At 66.6% G+C, this 25,491-nt stretch carries 24 protein-coding genes and 1 tRNA gene; 16 read left to right on the forward strand and 9 right to left on the reverse strand.

The window, feature by feature from the left end; translation table 11 throughout:
* Window positions 1–3: 3 nt before the first annotated feature.
* The 3 genes from ACP3TD_RS07665 (at window position 4) to ACP3TD_RS07675 (ending at window position 2,770) form a co-directional block, all read left to right on the forward strand.
* Window positions 4–1,197, forward strand: a complete 1,194-nt coding sequence (locus tag ACP3TD_RS07665) for a glycosyltransferase (protein WP_426766552.1) — start codon at window positions 4–6, stop codon at window positions 1,195–1,197.
* A gap of 71 nt (window positions 1,198–1,268) precedes the next feature.
* Window positions 1,269–1,342 (forward strand) — tRNA-Ile (locus tag ACP3TD_RS07670).
* Between the two features lie 237 nt (window positions 1,343–1,579).
* Entirely contained in the window at window positions 1,580–2,770 is a 1,191-nt protein-coding gene (locus ACP3TD_RS07675) for an acyl-CoA dehydrogenase family protein (protein WP_426766554.1), read from the forward strand.
* Here the strand turns inward: ACP3TD_RS07675 and ACP3TD_RS07680 are convergent.
* Entirely contained in the window at window positions 2,767–3,348 is a 582-nt protein-coding gene (locus ACP3TD_RS07680) for a M23 family metallopeptidase (RefSeq protein ID WP_426766556.1), read from the reverse strand. The two genes, ACP3TD_RS07675 and ACP3TD_RS07680, sit on opposite strands and share 4 nt — an antisense overlap.
* Window positions 3,349–3,794: 446 nt before the next feature.
* On the opposite strand from ACP3TD_RS07680, the gene rpsB reads away from it, so the two are divergent.
* From rpsB to ACP3TD_RS07710, 6 genes are all read left to right on the forward strand, one after another.
* Complete coding sequence (rpsB, locus tag ACP3TD_RS07685) at window positions 3,795–4,673, forward strand: 30S ribosomal protein S2 (RefSeq protein ID WP_426766558.1); 879 nt, start codon at window positions 3,795–3,797, stop codon at window positions 4,671–4,673.
* A 126-nt stretch (window positions 4,674–4,799) separates the two neighbouring features.
* Entirely contained in the window at window positions 4,800–5,636 is an 837-nt protein-coding gene (tsf, locus tag ACP3TD_RS07690; protein ID WP_426766560.1) for a translation elongation factor Ts, read from the forward strand.
* Window positions 5,637–5,799: 163 nt separating this feature from the next.
* Window positions 5,800–6,537, forward strand: a complete 738-nt coding sequence (gene pyrH / locus ACP3TD_RS07695; RefSeq protein WP_426766561.1) for a UMP kinase — start codon at window positions 5,800–5,802, stop codon at window positions 6,535–6,537.
* A 125-nt stretch (window positions 6,538–6,662) separates the two neighbouring features.
* Window positions 6,663–7,220, forward strand: coding sequence for a ribosome recycling factor (frr, locus tag ACP3TD_RS07700; protein WP_015936600.1), 558 nt, complete (start codon window positions 6,663–6,665; stop codon window positions 7,218–7,220).
* The gene (locus ACP3TD_RS07705; RefSeq protein WP_426766562.1) at window positions 7,220–8,146 is read left to right on the forward strand and encodes a phosphatidate cytidylyltransferase; all 927 of its coding nucleotides are present in this window, start codon (window positions 7,220–7,222) and stop codon (window positions 8,144–8,146) included. Before frr ends, ACP3TD_RS07705 begins: the two co-directional genes overlap by 1 nt.
* 123 nt (window positions 8,147–8,269) lie before the next feature.
* A complete protein-coding gene (locus tag ACP3TD_RS07710; protein ID WP_426766564.1) occupies window positions 8,270–8,854 on the forward strand; it encodes a DivIVA domain-containing protein in 585 nt (194 codons plus the stop codon).
* A gap of 80 nt (window positions 8,855–8,934) precedes the next feature.
* Here ACP3TD_RS07710 and ACP3TD_RS07715 read toward each other — a convergent pair whose 3' ends face one another.
* The 5 genes from ACP3TD_RS07715 to ACP3TD_RS07735 are packed head-to-tail and all read right to left on the reverse strand — an operon-like array spanning window position 8,935 to window position 13,431.
* Window positions 8,935–9,618 (reverse strand): hypothetical protein, encoded by a 684-nt coding sequence (locus ACP3TD_RS07715; RefSeq protein WP_426766565.1) that lies wholly within the window; start codon window positions 9,616–9,618, stop codon window positions 8,935–8,937.
* A gap of 19 nt (window positions 9,619–9,637) precedes the next feature.
* Window positions 9,638–11,104 (reverse strand): cation acetate symporter, encoded by a 1,467-nt coding sequence (locus tag ACP3TD_RS07720; protein WP_426766566.1) that lies wholly within the window; start codon window positions 11,102–11,104, stop codon window positions 9,638–9,640.
* 33 nt (window positions 11,105–11,137) lie between these two features.
* The gene (locus tag ACP3TD_RS07725) at window positions 11,138–11,488 is read right to left on the reverse strand and encodes a hypothetical protein (protein WP_426766568.1); all 351 of its coding nucleotides are present in this window, start codon (window positions 11,486–11,488) and stop codon (window positions 11,138–11,140) included.
* Complete coding sequence (locus tag ACP3TD_RS07730) at window positions 11,485–12,201, reverse strand: LytR/AlgR family response regulator transcription factor (RefSeq protein WP_015936606.1); 717 nt, start codon at window positions 12,199–12,201, stop codon at window positions 11,485–11,487. Before ACP3TD_RS07730 ends, ACP3TD_RS07725 begins: the two co-directional genes overlap by 4 nt.
* 48 nt (window positions 12,202–12,249) lie before the next feature.
* Entirely contained in the window at window positions 12,250–13,431 is a 1,182-nt protein-coding gene (locus ACP3TD_RS07735; protein ID WP_426766569.1) for a sensor histidine kinase, read from the reverse strand.
* Window positions 13,432–13,612: 181 nt separating this feature from the next.
* Here ACP3TD_RS07735 and ACP3TD_RS07740 point away from each other — a divergent pair, with 181 nt between their 5' ends.
* Together ACP3TD_RS07740 and ACP3TD_RS07745 are read left to right on the forward strand one after the other, a co-directional pair.
* Window positions 13,613–13,993 carry a DUF485 domain-containing protein gene (locus ACP3TD_RS07740; RefSeq protein WP_015936608.1) on the forward strand — a complete coding sequence of 127 codons (381 nt, stop codon included), beginning with the start codon at window positions 13,613–13,615 and terminating at the stop codon, window positions 13,991–13,993.
* Window positions 13,990–15,606, forward strand: coding sequence for a solute symporter family protein (locus ACP3TD_RS07745; protein WP_426766571.1), 1,617 nt, complete (start codon window positions 13,990–13,992; stop codon window positions 15,604–15,606). The genes ACP3TD_RS07740 and ACP3TD_RS07745 overlap by 4 nt, the downstream gene beginning before the upstream one ends.
* An 82-nt stretch (window positions 15,607–15,688) precedes the next feature.
* Here ACP3TD_RS07745 and ACP3TD_RS07750 read toward each other — a convergent pair whose 3' ends face one another.
* A complete protein-coding gene (locus ACP3TD_RS07750; RefSeq protein ID WP_426766573.1) occupies window positions 15,689–16,366 on the reverse strand; it encodes a hypothetical protein in 678 nt (225 codons plus the stop codon).
* A 149-nt stretch (window positions 16,367–16,515) separates the two neighbouring features.
* Entirely contained in the window at window positions 16,516–16,989 is a 474-nt protein-coding gene (locus tag ACP3TD_RS07755) for an Lrp/AsnC family transcriptional regulator (protein ID WP_045730983.1), read from the reverse strand.
* 192 nt (window positions 16,990–17,181) lie between these two features.
* On the opposite strand from ACP3TD_RS07755, the gene pdhA reads away from it, so the two are divergent.
* The 3 genes from pdhA to ACP3TD_RS07770 are packed head-to-tail and all read left to right on the forward strand — an operon-like array spanning window position 17,182 to window position 20,824.
* Complete coding sequence (gene pdhA, locus ACP3TD_RS07760) at window positions 17,182–18,369, forward strand: pyruvate dehydrogenase (acetyl-transferring) E1 component subunit alpha (RefSeq protein WP_426766574.1); 1,188 nt, start codon at window positions 17,182–17,184, stop codon at window positions 18,367–18,369.
* Window positions 18,369–19,379, forward strand: a complete 1,011-nt coding sequence (locus ACP3TD_RS07765; protein WP_426766576.1) for an alpha-ketoacid dehydrogenase subunit beta — start codon at window positions 18,369–18,371, stop codon at window positions 19,377–19,379. The genes pdhA and ACP3TD_RS07765 overlap by 1 nt, the downstream gene beginning before the upstream one ends.
* Before the next feature lie 8 nt (window positions 19,380–19,387).
* Window positions 19,388–20,824: a dihydrolipoamide acetyltransferase family protein gene (locus ACP3TD_RS07770; RefSeq protein WP_426766577.1), complete on the forward strand. Its 1,437-nt coding sequence runs from the start codon at window positions 19,388–19,390 to the stop codon at window positions 20,822–20,824.
* An 18-nt stretch (window positions 20,825–20,842) separates the two neighbouring features.
* Here ACP3TD_RS07770 and ACP3TD_RS07775 read toward each other — a convergent pair whose 3' ends face one another.
* Window positions 20,843–21,505, reverse strand: coding sequence for a TetR/AcrR family transcriptional regulator (locus ACP3TD_RS07775; protein ID WP_426766579.1), 663 nt, complete (start codon window positions 21,503–21,505; stop codon window positions 20,843–20,845).
* A gap of 183 nt (window positions 21,506–21,688) precedes the next feature.
* On the opposite strand from ACP3TD_RS07775, the gene ACP3TD_RS07780 reads away from it, so the two are divergent.
* Both ACP3TD_RS07780 and ACP3TD_RS07785 read left to right on the forward strand, forming a co-directional pair.
* Window positions 21,689–23,296 carry a carboxyl transferase domain-containing protein gene (locus ACP3TD_RS07780; RefSeq protein WP_426766580.1) on the forward strand — a complete coding sequence of 536 codons (1,608 nt, stop codon included), beginning with the start codon at window positions 21,689–21,691 and terminating at the stop codon, window positions 23,294–23,296.
* Between the two features lie 8 nt (window positions 23,297–23,304).
* Window positions 23,305–25,491, forward strand: coding sequence for a biotin carboxylase N-terminal domain-containing protein (locus tag ACP3TD_RS07785; RefSeq protein ID WP_426766582.1), 2,187 nt, complete (start codon window positions 23,305–23,307; stop codon window positions 25,489–25,491).

Raw genomic sequence — 25,491 nt, forward strand, 5'->3', positions numbered from 1 at the left:
CACGTGACCACGCCAGCCGACCAGCCACTGACCATCCTGATCGCCGCGGACACCTACCCGCCCCACGTGAATGGCGCCGCCCAGTTCGGCTACCGCCTCGCCAAGGGCATGACCGGCAGGGGCCACAACGTCCATGTCCTGGCGTGCCGCGACGGCAAGGGGAAGAGCTACTCCGAGTTCCGGGATGAAGCGACCGTTCACCGGCTCCGCTCGCACAGCGTGCCCACGCACCAGACGTTCCGCATCTGCCTCCCCTGGGAGATCAAGAAGGAAATCAGCCTGCTGTTCGACCGGGTCAAGCCTGATGTGGTGCACATCCAAAGCCATTACATGATTGGCGAGCACGTCCTCTACGAGGCCGTGAAGCGCGGCATCCGGATCGTCGCCACCAACCACTTCATGCCGGAAAACCTCAACCCCTTCCTCCCGTTCCCGGAGTGGTTCAAGGACATCGTGGGACGGATCTCCTGGAAGGACATGGGCAAGGTCATGGGCCAGGCGGACGTGGTCACCACGCCCACTCCGCTGGCAGCCAAGGCAATGCATGAGCACGCTTTCCTTCGCAAGGTGCTCCCGCTCTCCAACGGCATTGACTCCGCCGCCTACGAGCTGCAGCCCGGGGAAACCATTGAACCGCACGCCCACCCCACGGTGCTGTTCGCGGGCCGCCTGGCTGAGGAGAAGCACGTGGACGTGCTGATCAAGGCCATCGGCAAGACCCCTCCGGAACTGAACGTGCACCTGGAAATCGTCGGCGGCGGCGAGGTGCGGCCGGCGCTTGAAGAACTGGTGCAACGCCTCGGCCTGGGTGGCCGTGTGAAGTTCCTGGGCCTCGCCAGCGACGAGGACCTGCGGAAGGCCTACATCCAGGCAGACCTCTTCTGCATGCCGGGAACGGCCGAGCTGCAGTCGCTGGTGACGCTCGAGGCCATGTCAGCATCCACCCCGGTGGTCCTGGCAGACGCCATGGCACTGCCGCACCTGGTCCGGGACGGGCAGAACGGCTACCTGTTCACCCCCAACGACAGCGACGACCTCGCCAAAAAGATCACCCAGATCCTGGAGCTTCCCAAGAACCAGCAGGCCGCCATGGGCCAGGCCAGCCGCCAGATGGTGGAACCGCACAGCATCCAGGGCACCCTGCAGACCTTCGAGGACCTCTACCGCGGCGCGCGGTACGAGGACATGGTGGTCTGACAGCACTCCGGCATTTGCTAGAGTGTTCCTGCCCTGCCGCCGCGCCCCGCGCGGAAGGCCTGGGGCATTTCGGGGCTATAGCTCAGCTGGTTAGAGCGCGGGACTCATAATCCTAAGGTCCTCGGTTCAAGTCCGAGTAGCCCTACTGCGCCGCGTATAGCGGTGGGCAGAACTGCGCAACCGCGGCCGACGATCAACGTCCGGCCGCGGTTTTTTGCGTTAACCCGGATACGTGTGCCGGCCGCCACGTGGGTGCCCGCACTGCTTTCGTCCCCATGGACCCTGCTTCCTTTCCTAACCGCCGGATCTGCGGTATGTTACTGACCAGTAACTTACAGTGCCCCTTCATTGGGCGAAGCACGCTGATCCCCGGAAGGCAACCATGTCCACTCCTGCTGCAGACCCCCGTAACCTTCCCTACGCGGACGGCGACTTCTACGCTTTCGAACAGCTCCTCTCCGCCAAGGAGCGGGACCGTCTCGCCGAGGTCCGCGACTTCCTGGCCCGCGAAGTCCGCCCCATCGCCACCGACTGCTGGAACAGGGGGGAGTTCCCCATGGACCTCATCCCCAAGCTGGCCGAACTGGACCTCGTCAGCCCTGTCCGGCGCCAGGGCCACTCCAACCTCTTCGCCGGGCTGGTCCATGCCGAACTGACCCGCGCCGACGCCTCCATCGCCACCTTCCTGGGGGTCCACGACGGGCTTTTCACGGGGTCCATCGAAGCGCTGGCATCCCGGGAACAGCAGGAGGAGTGGCTGCCGGACATCTACGCGCTGAAGAAGATCGGTGCGTTCGGACTCACCGAACCCCTCGGGGGCAGCGATGTGGCAGGCGGCACCCGCACCACCGCCCGCCGGGACGGCGATACCTGGATCCTCAACGGCGCCAAGCGCTGGATCGGCAACGCCACCTTCTCCGACTGGGTGGTCATCTACGCCCGCGACGTCGCTGACAACCAGGTCAAGGGCTTCCTCGTGGACACCACCCTGCCGGGTTTCAGTGCCACTAAGATCGAGAACAAAATCTCCCTCCGTACGGTGCAGAACGCCGACATTGTCCTCGAGAACGTCGTGGTGCCGGACTTCTTCAAACTCGCCAACGCGAACAGCTTCCGGGACGTGAACAAGGTCCTGAAGGTAACGCGGCTGGCAGTTGCGTGGCAGGCTGTGGGCCAGCAGCTGGCGGCCTTCGACGTTGCCAGGAGCTACGCCGTGGAGCGCCAGCAGTTCGGCCGTCCGCTGGCATCCTTCCAGCTCATCCAGAACCAGCTGGTGCAGATCCTGGGCAACGCCGTCAGCTCCATGGGGATGATGGTGCGGCTCGCCCAGCTCGAAGATGAGGGACTGGCCAAGGATGAGCAGTCTGCCCTGGCCAAGGCCTTCACCACGGAACGGATGCGCGAGAGCGTGGCACTGGGGCGCAGCATCCTCGGCGGCAACGGCATCGTCACTGACTATGGCATGGCGAAGATCTTCGCCGACGCGGAGGCGATCTACTCCTATGAAGGCACTGCCGAGATCAACACCCTGGTCACCGGGCGCGCCATTACCGGCATCTCCGCCATCGTCTAGGACGTTCCGTGCAGCGGCAGTAGGACTGAAGGCCTCAGGTCCAGGACGAACTGCAGGGGATTGACGTAATCCTCGCCTTGCCGGACGCCCCAGTGGATACAACCGGCGGCGGGGCAGTGGCCGGGGAGGGCGGTGCCGATGATCTGCCCCTGCGTCACCGCGCTGCCAACCGCCAGGGGGCTGTCCACGGGCTCGAAGCTGCTCCGCAGGCCGGCGCCGTGATCGATGGTGAGCACCGGCCGGTCCACCACCACGCCCACGAAGCTGACAGTTCCGTCCGCCGGCGACACCACTGCCGCCGCCGGAGCTGCCGTCTCCAGGTCCACTCCGCGGTGGCCGCTGAGCCACGGTTTGGGCGGCGGGTCAAAGCTGCGCAGCACCGGCGGGCGGGGCGCCAGCGGCCAGGTCCACGACGGGCGGGCGTCGGAGGAACCCGCGTCTTCCGCCGCCGTCGGAAGCTCCTGGAGCGTTGCCGGCGCGGTGCCCGGCACCCGCGGACTGAGGGACAGCGGCTGCGGAATGGATGCGACGGACGCAGGAAGCAGCAGCAGTGCGGCAAGCAGGACCGGTGGTTTCATGTGCCCAGCATGCGCCCGTCAAAACTGCGCGGTCACGGGCCTCCCGTGCCTATGTGGAAAAGCCCCGAAGGCACCCGCCGCGCGTCCCGTGGGCGGTGGTCCCTGTAGTACTATTGATGGAGCAGTTTGCTGCGCCCTCAACGCGTCCCGCCCCGGCAGTCCACCTTTTCGGTGATGCTGCCTGTCCAGGTTGCGTCGGCACAACTCATTCAGGAGTGTGGGGGAGCAGCCGGCTGACTACGCGCATCCAGCCCTCCAACGGCACGGCCCCGGCCGCACCGATGGAGGATCGCGCCTCCTGCGGTCCGTCCAACACTACGGATGGGAAGCGCGGTGGATGCCAGGAGCACGGCCCAACCCGGGCCACGCTAATCAACCGTCAACTATTGGCAGGGTAAGAAGCCTCGCGGCTATCTCATGAATGACCTGCCGGAAGGAGCGTCGGCATGCCCGTCGTAACTATGCGCCAGCTGCTTGACAGCGGCGTCCACTTTGGACACCAGACCCGCCGTTGGAACCCGAAGATGAAGCGCTTCATCTTCACCGAGCGCAACGGCATCTACATCATTGACCTTCAGCAGTCGCTGTCCTACATCGACCGCGCCTACGAGTTCGTGAAGGCCACCGTTGCCCACGGCGGCACCGTACTCTTCGTCGGCACCAAGAAGCAGGCTCAGGAAGCAATCGCCGAGCAGGCCACCCGCGTGGGCCAGCCCTACGTGAACCAGCGCTGGCTCGGCGGCATGCTGACCAACTTCCAGACGGTCGCCAAGCGTATCCAGCGTATGAAGGAACTCGAAGAGATCGACTTCGACGACGTTGCCGGTTCCGCTTACACCAAGAAGGAACTGCTGCTCCTCAAGCGCGAGCTCACCAAGCTCGAGTCCAACCTGGGCGGTATCCGCAACCTGACCAAGGCACCTTCCGTGCTCTGGATCGTGGACACCAAGAAGGAACACCTCGCCGTTGACGAGGCCAAGAAGCTGAACATCCCGGTTGTGGCCATCCTGGACACCAACTGCGATCCCGACGAAGTCGATTTCCCGATCCCGGGCAACGACGACGCCATCCGCTCCGTGAACCTCCTGACCCGTGTTGTTGCCGACGCCGTCGCCGAGGGCCTGATCGCACGCAACAACCGCGGCTCGGGCACCACCGAAGCTCCCGAAGAGCCGCTGGCTGAGTGGGAGCGCGAGCTCCTCGAAGGCAGCAAGGCCGAGGAAGCTGCTGCGGCTGCTCCGGCAGAAAACGCTGAAGCCCCGGCTGCTGAAGCTTCCGCCGAAGCCCCGGCTGCTGCCGAGGCGCCCGCCGAAGACGCCAAGTAACACAGCTAAATCCGGATTCTCCGTGCTGTCCGCAGCCGGAGCTGCTGACAGGATGGCCGCCCGCACCGCGGGCAGCCATCCTGTCAGTCCGTACACCACAACAAATTTCTAGACAGAGGGGTTCACATGGCGAACTACACTGCCGCTGACATCAAGGCCCTGCGCGAGCGCACCGGCGCCGGCATGATGGACGTCAAGAAGGCTCTTGACGAAGCCAACGGTGACGCCGAAAAGGCCATCGAAATCATCCGCATCAAGGGCCTCAAGGGCGCCACCAAGCGCGAAGGCCGCTCCACCGCCGAAGGCCTCGTTGCCGCCAAGGTCAGCAACGGCGTCGGCGTCATGATCGAGGTCAACTGCGAGACCGACTTCGTTGCCAAGGCTGACAAGTTCATCCAGCTGGCCGACAAGGTCCTGGCCGTCGCCGTCGAGTCCGGCGCTGCCGATCTCGAAACCCTCCTCGCCACCGATGTCGACGGCAAGCAGCTGTCCGAGGTCGTCATCGAAGAAGGCGCTGTCCTGGGCGAAAAGGTCGTCGTCCGCCGCATTTCCCGCATCGAGGGTGCAACGGTTGACGCCTACCTGCACAAGACCTCGAAGGACCTCCCGGCCCAGGTCGGCGTCCTGTTCGCTGTCGACGGTGAAAGCGAAGCCGCTGCCACCGCCGCGCACGACGTCGCCGTCCACATCGCCGCCATGGCCCCGAACTACCTGACCCGCGAGGACGTTCCGTCCGACCTGGTCGAGTCCGAGCGCCGCATCGCCGAAGAGACCGCAAAGGCCGAGGGCAAGCCCGAAGCCGCCCTCACCAAGATCGTGGAAGGCCGCGTTACGGGCTTCTACAAGGGTGAGGTGCTGGTTGACCAGGCCTTCGCCAAGGACGCCAAGAAGTCCGTGGCACAGATCCTCGAAGAGGCCGGTGTCAAGGGAACCGCGTTCGCGCGTTTCCGCGTCGGCGCCTAGTCGAACACGTAAGGGGGTGGCCACTTCGGTGGCCGCCCCTTTTGCATGCGCACGGTTTGTGCCCTGAGTTGTGCGCCGGGCGCCGGGCACCGGGCATCACCGGTTCCGGCCACCGGTTCCGGCAGGATAACCTTTTTTCGAACGTCACCAACGGGAAGGCACCATGGAAGCCGTCAATACTGTAATCCAGCAAGAGAAGAGCCGACGGCGGGTCCTCCTGAAGCTCTCCGGCGAGGTCTTCGGCGGCGGGAAGCTCGGTGTCGATCCCGAGACCGTGCGTAACGTCGCCAAGCAGATTGCCGCAGCCGTCCCGGACGTTGAAGTGGCCATCGTGGTAGGCGGCGGGAATTTCTTCCGCGGCGCCGAACTGTCCCAGAGCGGCATGGACCGCTCGCGGGCAGACTACATGGGCATGCTCGGCACCGTCATGAACTGCCTCGCCCTGCAGGATTTCCTGGAGCAGGCGGGCGTGGAGACGCGCGTGCAGAGCGCCATCACCATGGGACAGGTTGCTGAGGCGTACATCCCGCGCCGCGCCATCCGCCACATGGAAAAGGGCCGCGTCGTCATCTTCGGCGCCGGTGCCGGCCTGCCGTACTTCTCCACGGACACCGTGGCCGCCCAGCGTGCCCTTGAAGTCCACGCGGATGTTGTCCTGATGGCCAAGAGCGGCGTCGACGCCGTGTACACCGCGGACCCCAAGAAGGATCCCACGGCCGAACGGCTGGAGACCCTGAGCTACGACGACGCCCTGCGGCGCGACATCCGTGTCATGGACCAGACCGCCATGACCATGTGCAAGGACAACGACCTGTCAATGGTGGTGTTCGGCATGGAAGGTGAAGGCAACGTCACCCGCGCCATCCGTGGAGAGAAGCTGGGCACCCTGGTCTCCGCCTAGCTCCGGCTAGGATGTTTTCAGGACAGTTCCGCTGCCGGCCCCCGGGCGGTGGCGGAAGCAGCGACAGAGAACCACGCGTGCATGGAGCCGGCGCCCCGGACCGCACCAGAACCCCAGGAGAGACCGTGATCGAAGAAACCTTGCTCGAAGCCGAAGAGAAGATGGACAAGGCCGTAGAGGTTGCCAAGGAAGACTTCGCTTCCATCCGCACCGGCCGTGCCAACCCCGGCCTGTACAACAGGGTCCTGGTGGACTACTACGGCTCGCCCACACCCCTGCAGCAGCTCGCCTCGTTCGCCATCCCTGACGCCCGCACCATCCTGATCACCCCGTTCGACAAGACCGCACTGCGGGACATCGAACGCGCCCTGAGCGATTCCGAGGTAGGCGCCAACCCGTCCAACGACGGCAACGTCATCCGGATCACCATCCCGGAACTGACCAAGGAACGCCGCAAGGAATACGTCAAGATCGTCAAGACCAAGGGCGAGGACGCCAAGGTGTCCATCCGCAATATCCGCCGCAAGGCCAAGGAAGCCCTGGACCGCCTGGTCAAGGACGGCGAGGCCGGCGAAGACGAGGGCACCCGGGCCGAAAAGGAGCTGGACGGCCTGACCAAGGCCCACGTGGATGGCATCGATGAGCTGCTCAAGCGCAAGGAAGCAGAGCTGCTCGAAGTCTGATGGGCCAGGCAGATCAGGCCCCCGCACCACGGGCGCGCATACGGGGGAAGCAGCCCAGGAGCAACCCAACGCCCAAGGCCGGCCGGAACCTTCCGGCGGCCGTTGGGGTGGGCCTGGCCATGCTGCTCGCCGTGCTGGGCGGGCTGCTGTTCCTTCCGCTGGGTTTCGTGGCGGTCACCACCACGTTCGGAATCTTCGGTGTCTGGGAAATTTACCGTGCCCTGGAGGCCAACGGCACCAGGATGCCGATCGTTCCGGTAATGACCGGCACGGTGGCCATGCCGTTCGTGGCGTACTTTGGGGGCGTCGAAAGCCTGCTCTTCGCCATGCTCCTGAGCTCGGTGGCGGTGCTGCTCTGGAGATCCATCGACACCGCCGCAGGCTCGGTCAACAGCATTTTTGCCGGGGTCTTTACCCTCGGCTGGGTGCCGTTCTTCATCAGCTTCGCCGCGCTGCCGCTGCACGCCTCGGGGGGTGCGACCCCGCTGGGACTCTGGCCGGGCGGTGCCGTTCCGGAAGGCGCCTGGCAAATCGCCGTCATGCTGCTGCTGGTGGTCTCCAATGACACGTTCGGGTACCTGGTGGGAGCATCGCTGGGCAAGCATCCCATGGCGCCCAAGATCAGCCCGAAGAAGTCCTGGGAAGGCTTTGCCGGATCAGTGGCCGGCGCCGTCCTGATCGGCGTCCTCGCCTGCCTCTTCATCCTGGACAAGCCCTGGTGGGTGGGCGTGGTCCTGGCCGTCGGCACCGTGGCCGCCTCCACAGCCGGCGACCTTGCCGAGTCCATGGTGAAACGCGAACTTGGCGTCAAGGACATGAGCAGCATCCTGCCCGGGCACGGCGGGGTCATGGACCGGCTGGACTCTATCGTGTTTGCGTCCCCGCTGGTCTACGTCCTCTACGGGTTCGTCACCGGAAGCTGGTAAACCCCCAGATTGCGGGGAAGCCCCCGATTGCAGGGAAAGGACGCCCTCACAGGGCAGCATTATCCCGGCACCAATAGACTGGTGCCACAGCGCTACGGCTGAAGAGCATTGAAGGAACCAACAGTGGCATTGGATATTCATCGGCAGATCCCTGCGTCATTTGAGCGTGTGCAGCGCAGCGAATACGGGTACAACGCCAAGCAGGTGGACCAGTTCCTCCAGCGGGCACGGGTGTCGCTGGAGTCACCCCATGACGCCGCGCAGCCCATCAACAGCTCAGACGTGCGGGCTGTGTCCTTCGATCCGGTCAAGGGCGGCTACTCCGCAGCCGTGGTGGATGCGGCCCTGGACCGGCTGGAAGATGCCTTCGCCCGCAGGGAGCGCGATGAACTGATTGCAGCCAGCGGCGAGGAAGCCTGGCTGCGCGAAATCGGCAAGCTTTCAGGAATCCTCCGCGGACGCCTCCACCGCCCGGACGGGGAACGTTTCCGCCGGCCTTCCAAGAACAAGGCCCGCAGCTACAACACCGCCGATGTGGACCGGCTCTGCCACGAACTTGTGGCCTACCTGGAACACGACAAGCCACTCAGCGTGGACAGCGTCCGCCGCGCCGTGTTCCGCCCGGAAACCGGACGCGACGGCTATGAAGAAGCCCAGGTGGACGCCTTCCTGGACCGCGTCATTGAACTGATGGCCGCCATCGATTAAGGCCGTGCCTGGGATGTTTCCTTAGCTGCCTGCAGTCAATCCGCCTGGACCTATTCCGCCTGGACCTATTCCGCCTGTACCTATTCCGCCTGCGGCGGGGTAGGGGAGAGCGGCGTGAACCGGCTCCAGATGTTCCGGTAGCTCCGGTAGCCGTTCACTGCCGAGACGCCCAGGAACGACAGCCCGCACGCACCGCCCATCAGCAGTGCCGCAACCGTTCCGGCCCCCAGGAGGGTCAGCAGCAGCCCAGCCAGGATGGCAATCAGGGCCCCGTTCGCCATCGACATGAAAATCATGCTGCTGCCGGCCACGTGGCGGAAATTGCCGCGGTTGCCGAAGAAGTAGTAAGTCTGGACGGAACCGGCCTCGTCATCGTGATGGGCAGCCATCAGATACGGCGCCACGCCCGGATCCAGCTCGACGTAAGCTGCCCTGAGCCGGTTCATGGCGGTGACGTACATCAGGTCCTCATGGGCAACGTTCATGACCCGCAGCTGGGTCAGCAGCCCCATGGCCACGTCAATGAACAGCACCACCACCGCCAGCAGGACAAACGAATCCGAGAATCCGGTGGCCTGCCCCACCAGCGCGACGCTCACCAGGCCCGCCGAGGTGAAGGTCAGGAACATGCTGATCCTCGTCAGCACCTCACCCTGGGCCGTGCTTCGGGAAGCCAGCAGGCCCCAGTGCTCCGTGGCGAGCAGCTGCGCCCGCACGGACGGCGGAACCGGCTCCGCAGCCGGGGGTTCGTCCCGGGTGGACATGGCGTAATTGTCCACCCAATCAGCGTCCGGTTGCCAGCGGCCTTTCCGGGGTGTGCAGCCGGGTCATGACCCGGACCAGCGTCTTCGGCACCCGGCCTGCCGTGGCCCGGGACACCAGCACCATGACGGCGAAAGCCGTGGGAACGGACCAGGCCGCGGGCTGCGCAAGCCAGGCCGGTGTGCTCGCAGCCCCCGCCAGCGCGCCCGCGATCATGGCGCCGCCGCACAGCACCCCGCCGGTCACCATGCCCGCGATGGCTCCGGCATCGGTAAGTCCCCGCCACCAGATGCCCAGCAGGAGCACGGGGCAGACGGTTGACGCCGTGAAGGCGAACACCAGCCCCACACTGCCGGCCAGCGCCAGGGAGCCTGTCATCAGGGCGAAGCCAAGCGGCACGACGGCGGACACCACCGCTGCGAGGCGGAAGCCCCCCACGCCGGCGCCCAGGACGTCCTGGCTGATGACGCCGGCCAGGGACACCACCAGCCCGGACGTGGTGGACAGGAACGCTGCGAACGCGCCGGCCACCACCAGCGCCGAGAGCAGGTCTCCGGCGGGACCGCCGATGAGTTCACGGGGCAGCAGCAGGACCATGGCGTCAGGCTGGCCCGAGCGCGCAAGGTCCGGCGCGAACACGCGGCCCACCAGGCCGTAGGCGGTGGGGAACAGGTAGAACACGGACAGCAGCCCCAGCACGATCAGGGTGGTGCGCCGCGCGGACTGCCCGTCCGGGTTGGTGTAGAACCTGACCAGGACGTGCGGCAGGCCCAGGGTCCCGAACAGCAGTGCAACGAGCAGCGAAACGTTGTTGTACCAGCCCGCGGGGGCAAGTCCGGTGGGGTTTTCTGATGGCGTGGCCAGGGGCGGTGTTCCGGTGCCGGCAAGTATGAAGACGATGAAGAGGATGGGTACCGCCAGTGCGGTCAGCTTCAGCCAGTACTGGAACGCCTGGACGAATGTGATGGACCGCATTCCGCCCGCCACCACGGTCAGGCAGACCACCACCACCACCGCCACCGACCCCACCCATGACGGCAGCCCGGTGGTGATCCGGATGGTCAGGGCTGCCCCGTGCAGCTGCGGAACGATGTACAGCCAGCCCACCAGCACCACCACCAGGCTGGTGACTTTGCGGACCGCCCGGGAGTCCAGCCTGGCCTCGGTGAAGTCCGGAATGGTGTACGCCCCTGAACGCCGGAGGGGTGCAGCGACGAAGAGCAGCAGCATCAGATACCCGGCCGTATAACCCACGGGAAACCACAGGGCGTCCGTCCCGGAGAGCAGCAACAGGCCGGCGACGCCCAGGAAGCTGGCGGCCGACAGGTACTCGCCGCCGATCGCGGACGCATTCCACCACGGCCGAACGGTCCGGGACGCCACAAAGAAATCGCCGGTGGTCCGAGAGATACGCAGGCCATAGAACCCGATGACCGCGGTGGCCACGGACACCACGGCGACGGCCGCGGCGGCAACCCCGGGATTCACGCCAGGCTCCGCTTCACCGCGTACCCGCGGGGATCACGGGTCACCGGCCAAGTCCCGGTAGCGGGCCTCGTTGCGGGCAGCCGTCCTGGTGTACAGCCAGGCGCTGAGGCCGATGACCGGGTAAATGCCCACGCCCAGCAGGATCCAGTCGAACGGGATGCCGGCAATCGTCGTGTCGGCCAGGCCGGGGACCACGGCCAGCAGGAGGGGAAAAGCGCCGAGGATTACCAGGAACCCGCCGGCCACCACCAGGGCCAGGCGCAGCTGCGACCGGATGAGGGACCGCACGAACACCTGGCCCACATCGGACTCCTGCGCCGCTTCGCGGGATTCCGTGACGGGGCGCGCGGCCGTGGCAGGGGCCGTTACCCGTACCCTGGTCATGCGTTCGGCCTGATCCGGTTTGCCTGCAGCCGCTCCCGCACGGTGGGCAGGTGCCGGCGGCTGATGGGCAGCCCGGCGCCTGCCACGGTGACCCGGGGGCCGTCTGCCGCAAGCTTCATGGAGGAGATGTGCTTCAGGGCCACCAGGTATGAGCGGTGCGTCCGGATGAATCCGGCATCGGCCCACTGCTGTTCCAGGTCCGCCAGCGGAACCCTGATCAGGTAGCTGGCGTCGGCGGTGTGAAGCCGCGCGTAGTCTCCCTGCGCCTGGACGTACGTGACGTCGTCGCGCCTGATCATCCTGGTGGTGCCGCCCTGGTCCACGGTGATCATCTCCGGTGCGCCGCCGCCGTCGCGCAGTTCGCTGATCCGGCCCACGGAGCGTGCCAGCCGCTCGGCCCTGATGGGTTTGAGGAGGTAGTCGACGGCGGCCAGTTCAAAGGCGGCCAGGGCATGGTCCTCGTCAGCGGTCACGAAGACTACCGCAGGCGGATGGCTGCCGGCGGCAATGGCGCGGGCGATCTCCAGCCCCGAGACGGCAGGCATATGGATGTCCAGGAAGACCGCGTCCACCTGCGCGGACGCCAGGGCGCGGAGGGCTTCGCTGCCGGAGGTTGCCCGCAGGACCTTGCCGATCCGCTCGTCCCGGCCCAGCAGGAAGGCGAGTTCCTCCACGGCCGGCAGCTCATCATCAACGACGAGGACGTTAATCATGCTCCAAGGGTAGCTTTCCGCGGGCGCGCAGCAGGCCAGCACCGGGAATCAGGCATCGTGGCCGGGCTGCGACTTGGGCACCTTCATGGTGATGAGGGTCCCTTCGCCCGGGCCGGTTTCGATGACCAACCCGTGGGCGTCGCCGTACACCTGGCGGAGGCGGGCATCAACGTTCCGGAGGCCCACGTGCTCGCCGTCTATATGTCCCGCGAGCATCGACTGCAGCTGCTCCGGGTCCATCCCCACGCCGTCGTCCTCGATGGTCACCTGCGCGTAGGCGCCGGCGTCGTCGGCCCTGATGGTGATGTGCCCCGGCCCCTCCTTCGCTTCGAGGCCGTGCCGGACGGCGTTCTCCACCAGCGGCTGCAGGCTGAGGAACGGGATGACGGTACTCAGGACCTCCGGCGCCACCCGGAGGCTGACCTGCACGCGCTCGCCGAAGCGGGCCCGCTCCAGCAGCAGGTACCGGTCGATGCAGCGCAGTTCCTCGGCCAGAGTGGTGAAATCGCCGTGCCGGCGGAAGGAATAGCGGGTGAAATCGGCGAACTCCACCACCAGTTCGCGTGCCCGGGCAGGATCGGTGTTGATGAAGGACGCGATGGCGTTGAGCGAGTTGTAAATGAAATGCGGGCTGATCTGGGCGCGCAGTGCCCGCACCTCGGCCTCCATCAGCTGGGTCCGCGAGGCATCCAGCTCGGCCAGCTCCACCTGCACGGCCACCCAGTCCGCCACCTCGCCGGCGGCCCGCACCAGGCCGGACCCTGCCGAGGAAGCGAAGGCGGCGACGGCGCCCACCACGCGTGAGCCCGCCCGCACCGGTGCTATGACAGCCGCCAGGGGGCCGCCGGTCCCGTCCGGTCCCGGCGACAGTACGGCCGTCCGCCCGCTGGCCAGGACCTCAGCGGCCAGTTCCATCAGCCGCGGCCTCAGGTCCTCCGCCGCCCCGTCCCAGGCGAGCACACCCGAGGTATCCGTAATGGCCAGCGCGTCACAGCCAAGCAGCGTCCGCAGGTGGCGGCTTGCCTTCGAAGCGCCGGCAGGATTGAGGCCGCGGCGCAGGTGCTGGCCTGCCTGCGAGGCCGCGTGCAGGGTGTGGTAGGTGGCGCGCTCGGCGTCCGTGCCCAGGTCGCGGAAGGAGCGGAGCACCTTCAGTCCCACGCCGACGACGACGGCGATGGCCATGGCAATCACGGCCACGGCCGCGGCGGTCAGGAGGGGGGAGTCCGGCATGGGCCCAGCGTATCCGCGGGTGCCGCTTGTCGCAGCATCCCGACCGTTGAGCGACCACAGCGCCGGAAGGGCTGGAAGTGGCTGCCGTGACGCAGCAGAGTGATTGCTGTCACACCAGCGGCGTTTCCTCATCCGGGCCTGCCGTCCAGTGTGCACCGGCATGTCTCAATGAGGAGGAACCATGGGTAACGATGCCCAAAGTCCGGACGCTGCGGCGTCCGTCGACTTTGAACAGGTCCAGTCGACCGAGCAGTTCCAGGAACTGCGCAAGCGCCACCGCAGCTTTGTTTTCCCCATGGCAGTGGCCTTCCTGCTGTGGTACTTCGCCTACGTCCTGCTCGCGGACTACGCGGTGGGGTTCATGTCCACCAAAGTCTGGGGAAACATCAACATCGGCCTGATCCTGGGCCTGCTCCAGTTCGTCTCCACCTTCGCGATCACCGGATGGTACGTCAGCTACTCCAACAGGAAGCTGGACCCCATCGCCTCTGAGATCCGGAACGAGATCGAGGGCCACGAATTCGACAAGCACGGCAACCGGGTGGGTGGAGCCAACAAATGATTACTATCGCAACCGCAGTGGACGTGGCCGCGCTTAAGGACACCACCCTGCTGAACATGGGCATCTTCGGCCTGTTCGTGGCCGTCACCATGGTGATCGTGTTCCGTGCCAGCCGGAACAACAAGACCGCCGCCGACTACTACGCAGCCGGACGCTCCTTCACGGGATCGCAGAACGGCACCGCCATCGCCGGTGACTACCTTTCCGCAGCCTCGTTCCTGGGCATCACCGGCGCCATCGCCATCAACGGGTATGACGGCTTCATGTACTCCATCGGGTTCCTGGTGGCCTGGCTGGTGGCGCTGCTCCTGGTGGCTGAACTGCTCCGCAACACCGGCAAGTTCACCATGGCCGACGTGCTGTCCTTCCGGCTCAAGCAGCGGCCCGTCCGCATCGCAGCAGCAATCTCCACCCTGGCGGTGTGCTTCTTCTACCTCCTGGCCCAGATGGCCGGTGCCGGCAGCCTGATCTCACTGCTGCTGGGCATCAGCGACTGGGGCGGACAGGCCCTGGTGATCATCGTCGTCGGCGCCCTCATGATCATGTACGTCCTGATTGGCGGCATGAAGGGGACCACGTGGGTCCAGATCATCAAAGCCATCCTGCTGATCGCCGGTGCCGCCGTCATGACCATGTGGGTCCTTGCCATCTACGGGTTCAACCTTTCGGCCCTGCTGGGCGGTGCCGTGGAAACGGCCAACAACCCCGCGGTCCTCAACCCGGGCCTGCAGTACGGCAAGAGCGAAACCTCCAAGCTGGACTTCATGTCACTCGGCCTCGCCCTGGTACTGGGCACTGCCGCCCTGCCGCACGTCCTGATGCGCTTCTACACGGTGCCTACCGCCAAGGAAGCCCGCAAGTCGGTGGTCTGGTCCATTTGGCTGATCGGCCTTTTCTACCTGTTCACCCTGGTCCTCGGCTACGGTGCTGCCGCGCTGGTGGGTGCCGACACCATCAAGTCCGCTCCCGGCGGCGTGAACGCTGCGGCTCCGCTGCTGGCGTTCTACCTCGGCGGCCCGCTGCTGCTGGGTTTCATCTCCGCCGTGGCGTTTGCCACCATCCTGGCAGTGGTGGCCGGGCTGACCATCACCGCCGCCGCCTCGTTCGCCCATGACATCTACGCCAACGTGATCGCCAAGGGCAAGGCGGACGCCGCAACGGAGGTCCGGGTGGCCCGCCGCACGGTGGTGGTGATCGGCGTCCTGGCCATCCTCGGCGGCATCCTGGCCAACGGCCAGAACGTGGCGTTCCTCGTGGCGCTGGCCTTCGCCGTGGCTGCCTCGGCCAACCTGCCCACCATCATCTACTCTCTGTTCTGGCGCAGGTTCACCACCCAGGGCGCCGTGTGGAGCATGTACGGCGGACTCGGTGCAGCCATCGTCCTGATCATCTTCTCGCCGGTGGTGTCCGGCGGGGCCACCTCGATGATCAAGGACGCGCACTTCGCCATCTTCCCGCTCAGCAACCCCGGCATTGTGTCCATCCCGCTGGCGTTCTTCCTGGGCTGGCTCGGTACGGTGCTCGACAAGAAGCGCGAAGACCCAGCCAAGCAGGCAGAAATGGAGGTCCGGTCCCTCACCGGTGTTGGAGCCGAGAAGGCAGTGGACCACTAACGCCGCACCCGGCAATGGGCACTCAAAAGGCCCCCGTCCACGTGGACTGTCCACGTGGACGGGGGCCTTTGGGTTTGTGTTGCTAAGCGGCGGGGCGCAGCTTGATGTTCGTCATCTTCAGCTCGTCCGTGCCCTCGAACCGGTAGGCCAGGTCAACCTTCTTGCCCTCGCAGGTGATGACTCCTCCCACGTCCGCCGACTTGACGCCGTTCTCGGTGGCGACGTTCATGCTGTTGTAGGCGGGCGTGCAGGTACCGTCCATTTTCAGGCTCTCGACGCCGGAGATGAAGGTCTCCTTGGACAGCTGCTCCTGCAGTGCCGGGTCCAGGTAGTCGTCGTACGCTTTGGAGCTGTCGCCGGCAATGACGAGCTTGGTGAAACCGTCAGCCAGGTCTTTGGCGTGGTTGGTGGCGCTGCCGGCAACGTTGACCAAAATGACGATTCCCAGCACTACGAGCAGCAGCACGCCGCCGATGGCCGTCAGGATGATCCACAGCCGGGGCCGCTTCCTTGCCGGCGGCTCTCCGCCCGGGAGGCCGAACGGACCTGCGCCCCGGTACTGCCCCGGTTGCTGCTGGCCGTGCGGATTGTTCGGGTTCCCGGGGTCTTGGGTACCTGGATACGGGTTGCCCTGTTGCGGCTGGCCGTAAGGGGGATTCGGGGTGGGGCCGGGGTATCCGGCGGGGGGCTGCTGCGGCGGCTGTGGCAGCTGCCCGGAGCCGGGGTGTCCGGGCTGGTACGGTTCCTGGGGATTGCTCAAAGTGGAGCCTTTCCGGATGTGGTGCCTGGCACCGCCTGGTGCGGGCCTGTTCAGGCGCCGCACGGATAACTGCCACAAGCCTATAACCCGTGCCGCCGCCTCCGGCCGCTCCGGCCATAAAGCTCCGGCGGCTCCGGCCACATAACGGGTCAGCTTCCCTGCGGACCCCGCTCGAGCAGCGGCTGCACGCGGAAGGGGATGAGTTCGCCCATGGCCAGCGCCGTGTCCGCCCGTTCCACGCCGTCGCACGCGAGGATCTTGCCGTTGATGCGGAAAAGGTCCTCGGCATCCTGGGCCACCACGCGCAGCAGCAGGTCTGCGGATCCGGTCAGGCCGTAGCCCTCCAGGATCTCCGGGATGGCCGCCAAATCCTGTGCCAGCCGGGTGAGCTTCTGCTGCTGGACGTGCACGGAAATGAAGGCCATCAGCGGGTAGCCCAGGGCGGCAGGGTTGATCCTGCGTTCGAAGGACAGGAAGACGTGCTTTTTCTCGAGCTGGGCCATCCGCGCCTGGACCGTGTTCCTGGACAGCCCCAGTTTCTGGGCGAGGGCCACCACAGTCCTCCTGGGGTCCTGGGCCAGTGCCGAAAGCAGGCGGGTGTCAGTGCCATCCAGAGCTTGCATAATGCGCAACGGTAGCACGGTGCAGATGACGGCCACAGTGCATTCTGCTCAACAAATACCCCGGTGGTTGTACCCCCTGAGCATTGTGAGTAGGGTCACAGTATCCGGGCGAAGGGGCCCGGAAGGCCGCGGTTTGCAGGACCACAAGTCCCAGCTCCGCAGGTCACCGACGACAGAAGTTGCGGGGCTATCGTGTCTACAGACGAAACGGGCCAGGGCGGCGCACAAGCCCATGAGGGCGCCGGGGAATTCCAAAAACCGGAGTCATCAGGCTTACCGGTACAAAAGCTGGTCCAGCTGATCACACCGTCGGGCGATCGGGTGAGCCACCCGGAGTTCGATCTCTGGGTGCAGGACATCACGGACGAGCACCTTTGCGCGCTGTTCGAGGACATGACCGTCATCCGGCGCATCGACGTCGAGGCAACGGCCCTCCAGCGCCAGGGCGAACTTGCCCTGTGGCCCCCGCTGCTGGGGCAGGAAGCGGCACAAATAGGCTCCGGCAGGTCCCTGCGCAGCGATGACTTCGTCTTCTCCAGCTACCGCGAAAACGGTGTGGCGTACTGCCGCGGCGTGGACCTCACGGACCTCCTGCGGGTGTGGCGCGGCAACGCGTCCGGCGGCTGGGATCCGTACGCCATCAACATGGCAACGCCCCAGATCATCATCGGCGCCCAGACCCTGCACGCCACCGGCTACGCCATGGGCATCCAGAATGACGGCGCAGATTCCGTGGCCGTGACGTACTTCGGCGACGGCGCAACGAGCGAGGGCGACGTGAATGAAGCCATGGTCTTCGCAGCCAGCTTCCAGGCTCCGGTGGTGTTCTTCTGCACTAACAACCACTGGGCCATCTCGGAGCCGGTCCGGCTCCAGTCGCACATCCAGCTCGCGGACCGCGCTGCCGGCTTCGGGATTCCCAGCCTGCGGGTAGACGGCAACGACGTCCTGGCCGTCATGGCGGCCACCCGCGTTGCCCTCGACCGGGCACGGCGCGGCGGCGGCCCCACCTTCATCGAGGCCGTCACCTACCGGATGGGGCCGCACACCACCGCCGATGACCCCACCCGCTACCGTGACGCCAACGAACTTGAGGACTGGGCCGCGAAGGACCCCATCAGCCGGGTAGCGGCGCTGCTGGAACGCAAGGGGCTACTGACCGACGAACTGCAGGAGCACGTCAGGAACAGTGCCGACACTGTGGCCCGCGAGATGCGGAAAGGCTGCACCACCATGCCGGACCCGCAGCCCATGGACGTCTTCAAACACGTTTACAGCGCACCGAACTCGTGGCTGGACCGCCAACAGGACCACTACGCCCGTTACCTGGCTTCCTTCGGGGAACCCGCAGGTGCCGTTTCAGGAGAAGGTGCACGCTGATGACTTCCATGACCTTTGCCCGCGCCATCAATGCGGGGCTGCGCAAATCGCTCGACCATGACCCGAAGGTGGTCCTCCTCGGTGAGGACATCGGCGCCCTCGGCGGCGTGTTCCGCGTGACCGACGGGCTGCAGAAAGACTTCGGCAAACACCGCGTGGTGGACACGCCGCTGGCCGAATCCGCCATCGTGGGTGCCGCCGTCGGCCTTGCCTACCGCGGCTACCGCCCCGTGGTGGAAATCCAGTTCGACGGCTTCATCTACCCCGCGTTCGACCAGATCGTCAGCCAGGTGGCCAAGCTGCATTACCGCACCGGCGGCGCAGTGAAAATGCCCATCACCATCCGGGTGCCGTTCGGCGGCGGCATCGGCTCGCCGGAGCACCACTCCGAGTCGCCGGAAGCCTACTTCACGCACACCTCCGGCCTCCGGGTGGTCACCGTGTCGAACCCCCAGGATGCCTACACGGTGATCCAGCAGGCTATCGTCAGCGACGACCCCGTCCTCTACTTTGAGCCGAAGCGGCGGTATCACGACAAGGGTGAAGTGGATGAGGCTGCCGGGCTGGACGCCGCAGATCCCATGGGGCAGGCCAGGGTCCTGACCGACGGTACCGACGTCACCCTGGTGGCCTATGGCCCGTTGGTGAAGACCGCCCTGGACGCCGCCTCGGCCGCCGCCGACGAAGGCATTTCCATCCAGGTCATCGACCTGCGCTCGCTGGCACCGGTGGACTACGACACCGTAGTGGCCTCGGTCCGGAAGACCGGCCGCCTGGTCATCACGCACGAGGCCGGGCAGTCCGGCGGGCTGGGCGCCGAGGTGGCCGCCAGCATCACCGAGAGGTGCTTCTACCACCTGGAAGCCGCTCCCGTCAGGGTTACCGGGTTCGACATCCCCTACCCCTATTCGAAACTCGAGATGCACCACCTGCCGGGGCTGGACCGGATCCTCGATGGCGTGGACCGTGCCCTGGGGCGGCCGAATTCACTGAGCGGGCTGGAAGGATGACCGTCACCATGATCAAGGAATTCCGGCTTCCCGACCTCGGGGAAGGGCTCACCGAGTCAGAGATCCTCAGCTGGAAAGTGGCCGTGGGGGACACCGTCAGCCTGAACCAGGTCATTGCCGAGGTGGAGACGGCCAAGGCGGTGGTGGAGTTGCCGTCCCCTTTCGCCGGCGTCATCAGGGAACTGCATGAGCAGCCCGGCACCGTTGTTGAGGTGGGCAAGCCCATCGTCTCGTTCGAGGTAGCGGACGACGCCGGGCCGGCGCCGGCGGGGCACGCCGCACCTTCGCGTGGCACTACGCCAGCCGGGCAAACGGCGGTGGGGGCGGAACCGGCGGCGCCGAAACGGGAACCCAACCTCGTGGGGTACGGCGCCGTCGTCGAAAGCTCCGGCCGCCCCGCGCGCCGGCCTCGGAACCTCCCGCCGCTGGCGGTGAGTGCACATGCGGCGCCTGTCCGGATCGAGGCGACCGAAACCGTCCCTGCTGAATCCAAGCCGCCGGTGGTTGAGCCTGCGGACACCGGAGTCATCGAAGCCAGGGCCGGCGTACCTTCAGGTGACCGGCCCCGCTCCACGCCTCCGGTGCGCAAGCTGGCCAGGGACCATGGTGTTGACCTGGCGCTGGTTACCGGCACCGGCCCGGCAGGCCTGATCACCCGGGATGACGTGCAGGAGTTCCTGCGGCAGGGCAGTGCCGGCCAGGCTGCCGCACCAGCCGGCCAGGTACGTGCCGTGGGCGAGGGGGAGCGGGAAACCCGGACGCCCATCAAGGGCGTCCGCAAGCACACGGCGGCCGCGATGGTCTCCAGTGCCTTCACCGCTCCACACGTCACCGAGTTCCTCACCGTGGACGTCACCCCCACCATGGAGCTGCTGGCGAAATTGCGGGGCACCAGGGCGTTCTCCGGCCTCAAGCTGACGCCGCTGACGCTCGCAGCCAAGGCCGTGCTGATCGCCCTGCGCCGCCATCCGTCGCTGAACTCCCGCTGGGACGAGGCGAACCAGGAGATCGTCACCTTCAACTATGTGAACCTGGGCATCGCCGCAGCCACTCCGCGGGGGCTGACGGTGCCGAACATTAAGGATGCACACTCGCTTACCCTGGAGCAGCTGGCGGAGGCGCTGGCGTTGCTGGCGGACACCGCGCGGTCCGGGAAATCGGCGCCGGCCGACCTGTCCGGCGGGACCATGTCCATCACCAACATCGGCGTTTTCGGCATCGACGCCGGTACTCCCATCCTCAACCCAGGCGAAGCCGCCATCCTGGCGTTGGGAGCCGTACGGTCCATGCCCTGGGAGTACCGCGGTGAGGTGGCCCTGCGCCAGGTGATGACCCTGAGCCTGTCCTTCGACCACCGCCTGGTGGACGGTGAGCAGGGCTCCCGGTTCCTGGCCGACGTCGGAGCAATCCTGGCTGAACCCGGAATGGTCCTGACGATGGTCTGACCCTCGGAAACCCGGACGTCAGCGCGCTTGCGGGCTGTCCACCGTCAGGGCGGCGAGCGCCATCTCCTCGAGCAGCGGCCGGGCCGCGGCTGCCATCCGGCGGCCGTGGCTCCGGACTGAGTGCGGGGTGGAGTTGATCAGCCCGAAGGTGGCGTGCGCCCGGGTCCGGAGCTCGGCGGCGTCCGTGCCGGGGTGGAGCCTGGACAGGACATCCACCCACACCTCCACGTAGCTCCGCTGCAGCGCCCGCACGGCTGACTGGTCCTGTTCGGAGAGGTTGCTGAGGTCGCGGTCCTGCACGCGGATCACCTCGGGTTTGCCGAGGGCGAAGTCCACCTGGAACTCCACGAGCCGGCGCAGTGCCAAGCGGGGATCGGAGTTCTCTGCCACTACCTTCCGCCCGCCGTCCAGCAGCTCCCGGCTGACGGTGGCCAGCAGGTCCGCCAGGACGGCCTGCTTGCCCGGGAAGTGCCGGTAGACGGCCGGTCCGCTGACTCCCGCCGCGGCACCGAGGTCTTCGAGGGAAACACTCTTGAACCCGTTGACGGCGAACAGGGAAGCGGCCGCGGCGAGCAGTGCCTGGCGGCGGTCTTCCTTGGCTTTGCTGCGCTGGGTTGCCCCGGCGGGCCGGGCGGCGGGGGCATCCGCCCCGGCGCTGTTGCCTTCATCGATTGTGGGCACATTTCCTCCTCAAACCCGCAGAGTCTAACAAGGCAACGGCCTGTGTTGGACATCACAGTTAATAGAGACTAACCTGAATTTCAGTTACTGGGCACTAACCGAGTCTATTGTTTAGCGGCCATGCAAACCGCATTTTGCTACCGGATCCGGGTACAGGACCCGCCGAGAGAAGAGGAAGCGTCGATGGAGACCCTTGCCAGCAGGCTGGACCCCGCCAGCGGAGCTTTCGCCGCCAACAGGGACGCGCAGCTGCAACTGGTGGAGGACCTCCGGAAGCGGATGGCGGACGCCGCCCTGGGCGGCCCCCGGAAGTCCCGTGAGCGCCACGTGGCCAGGGGCAAGCTCCTGCCGCGGGAGCGCATCGACCAGCTGCTGGATGACGGCAGCCCGTTCCTTGAGATAGCCCCCCTGGCCGCCAACGGGATGTACAACGATGAAGCGCCCGGTGCTGGAGTGATTGCCGGCATCGGATTGGTGCACGGCCGCCAGGTGCTGGTGATCTCCAACGACGCCACCGTCAAGGGCGGCACCTACTATCCCATGACGGTCAAAAAGCACCTGCGCGCCCAGGAAATCGCCCTGGAAAACCACCTGCCGTGCATCTACCTGGTGGACTCGGGCGGAGCGTTCCTGCCCAAGCAGGACGAGGTCTTTCCGGACAAGGACCACTTCGGGCGGATCTTCTACAACCAGGCACGCCTGTCCGCGGCAAAGATCCCGCAGCTCGCCGCCGTAATGGGCTCCTGCACCGCCGGCGGTGCCTACGTCCCGGCCATGAGCGACGAAACCGTGATTGTCCGGAACCAGGGCACCATCTTCCTGGGCGGGCCGCCCCTGGTGAAGGCCGCGATCGGAGAGATCGTCACCGCCGAGGACCTGGGCGGCGGTGACGTGCACTCCAGGATCTCCGGTGTGACCGACCACCTGGCCGACAATGACGAACACGCGTTGCAGATCCTGCGCGACATCGTGGCCACCCTGCCGCCCGCCGGGGCGCCCGCCTGGCAGGTGGAACCCGCCGTCGAACCCGTTGTCGATGCCGGTGAGCTCTACGGTGCCGTCCCCGTGGACGTCAACGCCCCGTACGACGTCCGTGAGGTGATTGCCCGCCTGGTGGACGCCAGCAGGTTCCATGAATTCAAGAAGGACTACGGCACCACCCTGGTCACCGGCTTCGCCAGGATCCACGGGCACCCGGTGGGGATCGTGGCCAACAACGGCGTTCTCTTCAGCGAGTCCTCACTCAAGGGCGCACACTTCATCGAGCTGTGCGACCAGCGGGGGCTTCCACTCCTCTTCCTGCAGAACATTTCCGGCTTCATGGTGGGCCGGGACGCCGAGCAGGGCGGCATCGCCAAGAACGGCGCCAAGATGGTCACGGCGGTGGCCACCGCCCGCGTACCCAAGCTGACGGTGGTGATCGGCGGATCGTTCGGCGCAGGTAACTACTCCATGTGCGGCCGCGCCTATTCCCCGCGGTTCCTCTGGATGTGGCCCGCGGCAAGGATTTCGGTGATGGGCGGGAACCAGGCCGCCAGCGTGCTGGCCACGGTCAAACGCGACCAGTACGAGGCCGCGGGGGAAGACTGGCCGGCGCAGGACGAGGAAGAGTTCAAAGCCCCCATCCGCCGGCAGTACGAGGACCAGGGGAGCCCCTACTACTCCACTGCCCGCCTCTGGGATGACGCAGTCATTGATCCCGCCGACACCCGGACCGTCCTGGGCCTTGCCCTGGACGTCGTCTCCCGCACGCCCCTGCCGGAAACCTCCTTCGGCCTTTTCAGGATGTGAGCCGGAACATGACCACGCCTTCATTGACCTCCAAAGCCACCGCGTCCACCCCAGGTAACCCCGAGTCCGGCTGGCCGCTCTTCGGCACCGTCCTGGTGGCGAACCGTGGAGAGATTGCCTGCCGGGTGATCCGAACCCTGCGTGCACTGGGAATCCGCTCCGTGGCCGTCTACAGCGATGCCGACGCCGGCGCCCGGCATGTGCGCGAGGCTGACACGGCCGTGCGGATCGGCCCCGCCGCCGCCACCGAAAGCTACCTCAACATCGGCAACATCGTTGCCGCTTGCCGGGAGTCCGGCGCCGAAGCCGTGCACCCGGGCTACGGGTTCCTCAGTGAAAATGCCGACTTCGCCCGTGCCCTTGACGCTGCGGGGATCGCTTTCATGGGCCCCGGGGTGGAAGCGCTCAACATCATGGGTGATAAGATCCGCTCGAAGAACCACGTGGCCGGCTACGGCGTCCCGGTGGTACCCGGCGTTGCCAGGCCCGGCATGACGGATGCGGAACTGATCGAAGCAGCCCCCGCCGTCGGCTTCCCCCTGCTGATCAAGCCGTCCGCCGGAGGTGGCGGCAAGGGCATGCACGTGGTGGAGAAACCCGAAGACCTTCCGGCCGTCCTTGCCACCGCCCGGCGCGTGGCCGCCAGCGCATTCGGCGACGACACTCTGTTCCTGGAACGCCTGGTCACCACCCCGCGCCACATCGAAGTGCAGGTGCTGGCGGACAACCGCGGCAACGTCATCCACCTGGGCGAACGCGAATGCTCCCTGCAGCGCAGGCACCAGAAAGTGATCGAGGAGGCACCGTCGCCGCTGCTCGAGGGCCTGCCCCACGGGGCCGACGTCCGGGCACGCATCGGCGAAGCAGCCTGCAACGCCGCGCGCAGCGTCAACTACACCGGCGCGGGCACCGTGGAATTCCTGGTCTCCGATGACGCGCCGGATGAGTTCTTCTTCATGGAAATGAATACCCGGCTCCAGGTGGAGCACCCCGTCACCGAAATGGTCACCGGAACGGACCTCGTGGAATGGCAGGTGCGCATCGCCGCCGGCGCGGAACTCACCGTCCGGCAGGCCGACGTCGAACTTTCCGGCCACGCCGTGGAGGCGCGCGTCTACGCCGAGGTGCCGGAGAAGAACTTCCTGCCGTCCACGGGAACCGTGTACCTGCTCGACGAGATGCCAGGGGACACCGGCGGCCGTATCCGGGTGGACTCGTCCCTGGTGGAAGGGCTCCAGCTCTCCTCCAGCTACGATCCCATGCTGTCCAAGGTCATCGCCTGGGGTGCGGACCGGGCCGCCGCCCTCGACACGCTGGACCAGGCGCTCGCTGGATACACAGCCCTGGGTGTTGAAACCAACGTCGAATACCTGCGCCTCCTGATCAACGATCCCGAGGTCCGGGCCGGCCGGCTCGACACAGGGCTGATCGCCCGCAAGCTGCCGGACCTTGCGTTCCGCCGTGTGGGGGAGGCCGAGCTCGTGGCCGCGGCGCTCTCCTCCGTGGCAGTCACTGCAGCGTCCGCCACCCGGGACGGCAATTCCAACGGAGGCCCGTGGCAGGCACGCAGCGGCTGGCGGCTGGGGGCACCGGCACCGCGCCGGGTGAGCCTGGGAACGCCCGACGGCGGAGTGGCCACCATAGGTGTCTACGGGGACCCCGCGTCCGGCCCGGTAGGGGTAACGGTCGACGGCGGCACGCGCCACACAGCCGGGCTGCGCTTTTCCGGGCCGGGCCGCGCGGAGCTGACACTCGACGACGCGGTGCACGAATACTCCGTGGCGCCGGTCCACTTCGCGCCGGAAGCCCCGGCGCACATCTACCTCGGCAGCGGGGGCTGGTCCTGCCGGCTGGAGGTCCTGACCCGGGAGGCACGGCTGGAACGGGTCCGGGCAGCCATCCAGCGGGACGAAGGCGACGCCGATCCCGCCGTGCGCTCGCCGATGCCGGGCACGGTGGTGTCCGTCCCGGTCAAGGACGGCGACGCCGTCGAGGCGGGCCAGGTCCTTGCGTCCGTCGAAGCCATGAAGATGGAGCACCAGCTGGTGGCGCCGCTGGCCGGGACCGTGCACCTGGCCGCCAAACCCGGAGACCTGGTCAAGGCGGACCAGGTCCTCGCCACCATCCATCCCGCACAGCAGCCACAGGACAACAGCACGAACGGTGAGACCACCAACGGCGAAGGAGCCCAGTAA

The sequence above is a fragment of the Pseudarthrobacter sp. 1G09 genome (assembly GCF_050038305.1).
GTDB lineage: Bacteria > Actinomycetota > Actinomycetes > Actinomycetales > Micrococcaceae > Arthrobacter > Arthrobacter equi.

Excerpts from the sequence above, each read along its gene's own strand:
- ACP3TD_RS07675 (WP_426766554.1), top strand. The coding sequence starts at position 1,580 with ATGTCCACTCCTGCTGCAGACCCCCGTAACCTTCCCTACGCGGACGGC.
- ACP3TD_RS07680 (WP_426766556.1), bottom strand. The coding sequence starts at position 3,348 with ATGAAACCACCGGTCCTGCTTGCCGCACTGCTGCTGCTTCCTGCGTCC.
- rpsB (WP_426766558.1), top strand. The coding sequence starts at position 3,795 with ATGCCCGTCGTAACTATGCGCCAGCTGCTTGACAGCGGCGTCCACTTT.
- tsf (WP_426766560.1), top strand. The coding sequence starts at position 4,800 with ATGGCGAACTACACTGCCGCTGACATCAAGGCCCTGCGCGAGCGCACC.
- pyrH (WP_426766561.1), top strand. The coding sequence starts at position 5,800 with ATGGAAGCCGTCAATACTGTAATCCAGCAAGAGAAGAGCCGACGGCGG.
- ACP3TD_RS07705 (WP_426766562.1), top strand. The coding sequence starts at position 7,220 with ATGGGCCAGGCAGATCAGGCCCCCGCACCACGGGCGCGCATACGGGGG.
- ACP3TD_RS07715 (WP_426766565.1), bottom strand. The coding sequence starts at position 9,618 with ATGTCCACCCGGGACGAACCCCCGGCTGCGGAGCCGGTTCCGCCGTCC.
- ACP3TD_RS07725 (WP_426766568.1), bottom strand. The coding sequence starts at position 11,488 with ATGACCAGGGTACGGGTAACGGCCCCTGCCACGGCCGCGCGCCCCGTC.
- ACP3TD_RS07730 (WP_015936606.1), bottom strand. The coding sequence starts at position 12,201 with ATGATTAACGTCCTCGTCGTTGATGATGAGCTGCCGGCCGTGGAGGAA.
- ACP3TD_RS07735 (WP_426766569.1), bottom strand. The coding sequence starts at position 13,431 with ATGCCGGACTCCCCCCTCCTGACCGCCGCGGCCGTGGCCGTGATTGCC.
- ACP3TD_RS07740 (WP_015936608.1), top strand. The coding sequence starts at position 13,613 with ATGGGTAACGATGCCCAAAGTCCGGACGCTGCGGCGTCCGTCGACTTT.
- ACP3TD_RS07745 (WP_426766571.1), top strand. The coding sequence starts at position 13,990 with ATGATTACTATCGCAACCGCAGTGGACGTGGCCGCGCTTAAGGACACC.
- ACP3TD_RS07755 (WP_045730983.1), bottom strand. The coding sequence starts at position 16,989 with ATGCAAGCTCTGGATGGCACTGACACCCGCCTGCTTTCGGCACTGGCC.
- ACP3TD_RS07765 (WP_426766576.1), top strand. The coding sequence starts at position 18,369 with ATGACTTCCATGACCTTTGCCCGCGCCATCAATGCGGGGCTGCGCAAA.
- ACP3TD_RS07770 (WP_426766577.1), top strand. The coding sequence starts at position 19,388 with ATGATCAAGGAATTCCGGCTTCCCGACCTCGGGGAAGGGCTCACCGAG.
- ACP3TD_RS07780 (WP_426766580.1), top strand. The coding sequence starts at position 21,689 with ATGGAGACCCTTGCCAGCAGGCTGGACCCCGCCAGCGGAGCTTTCGCC.
- ACP3TD_RS07785 (WP_426766582.1), top strand. The coding sequence starts at position 23,305 with ATGACCACGCCTTCATTGACCTCCAAAGCCACCGCGTCCACCCCAGGT.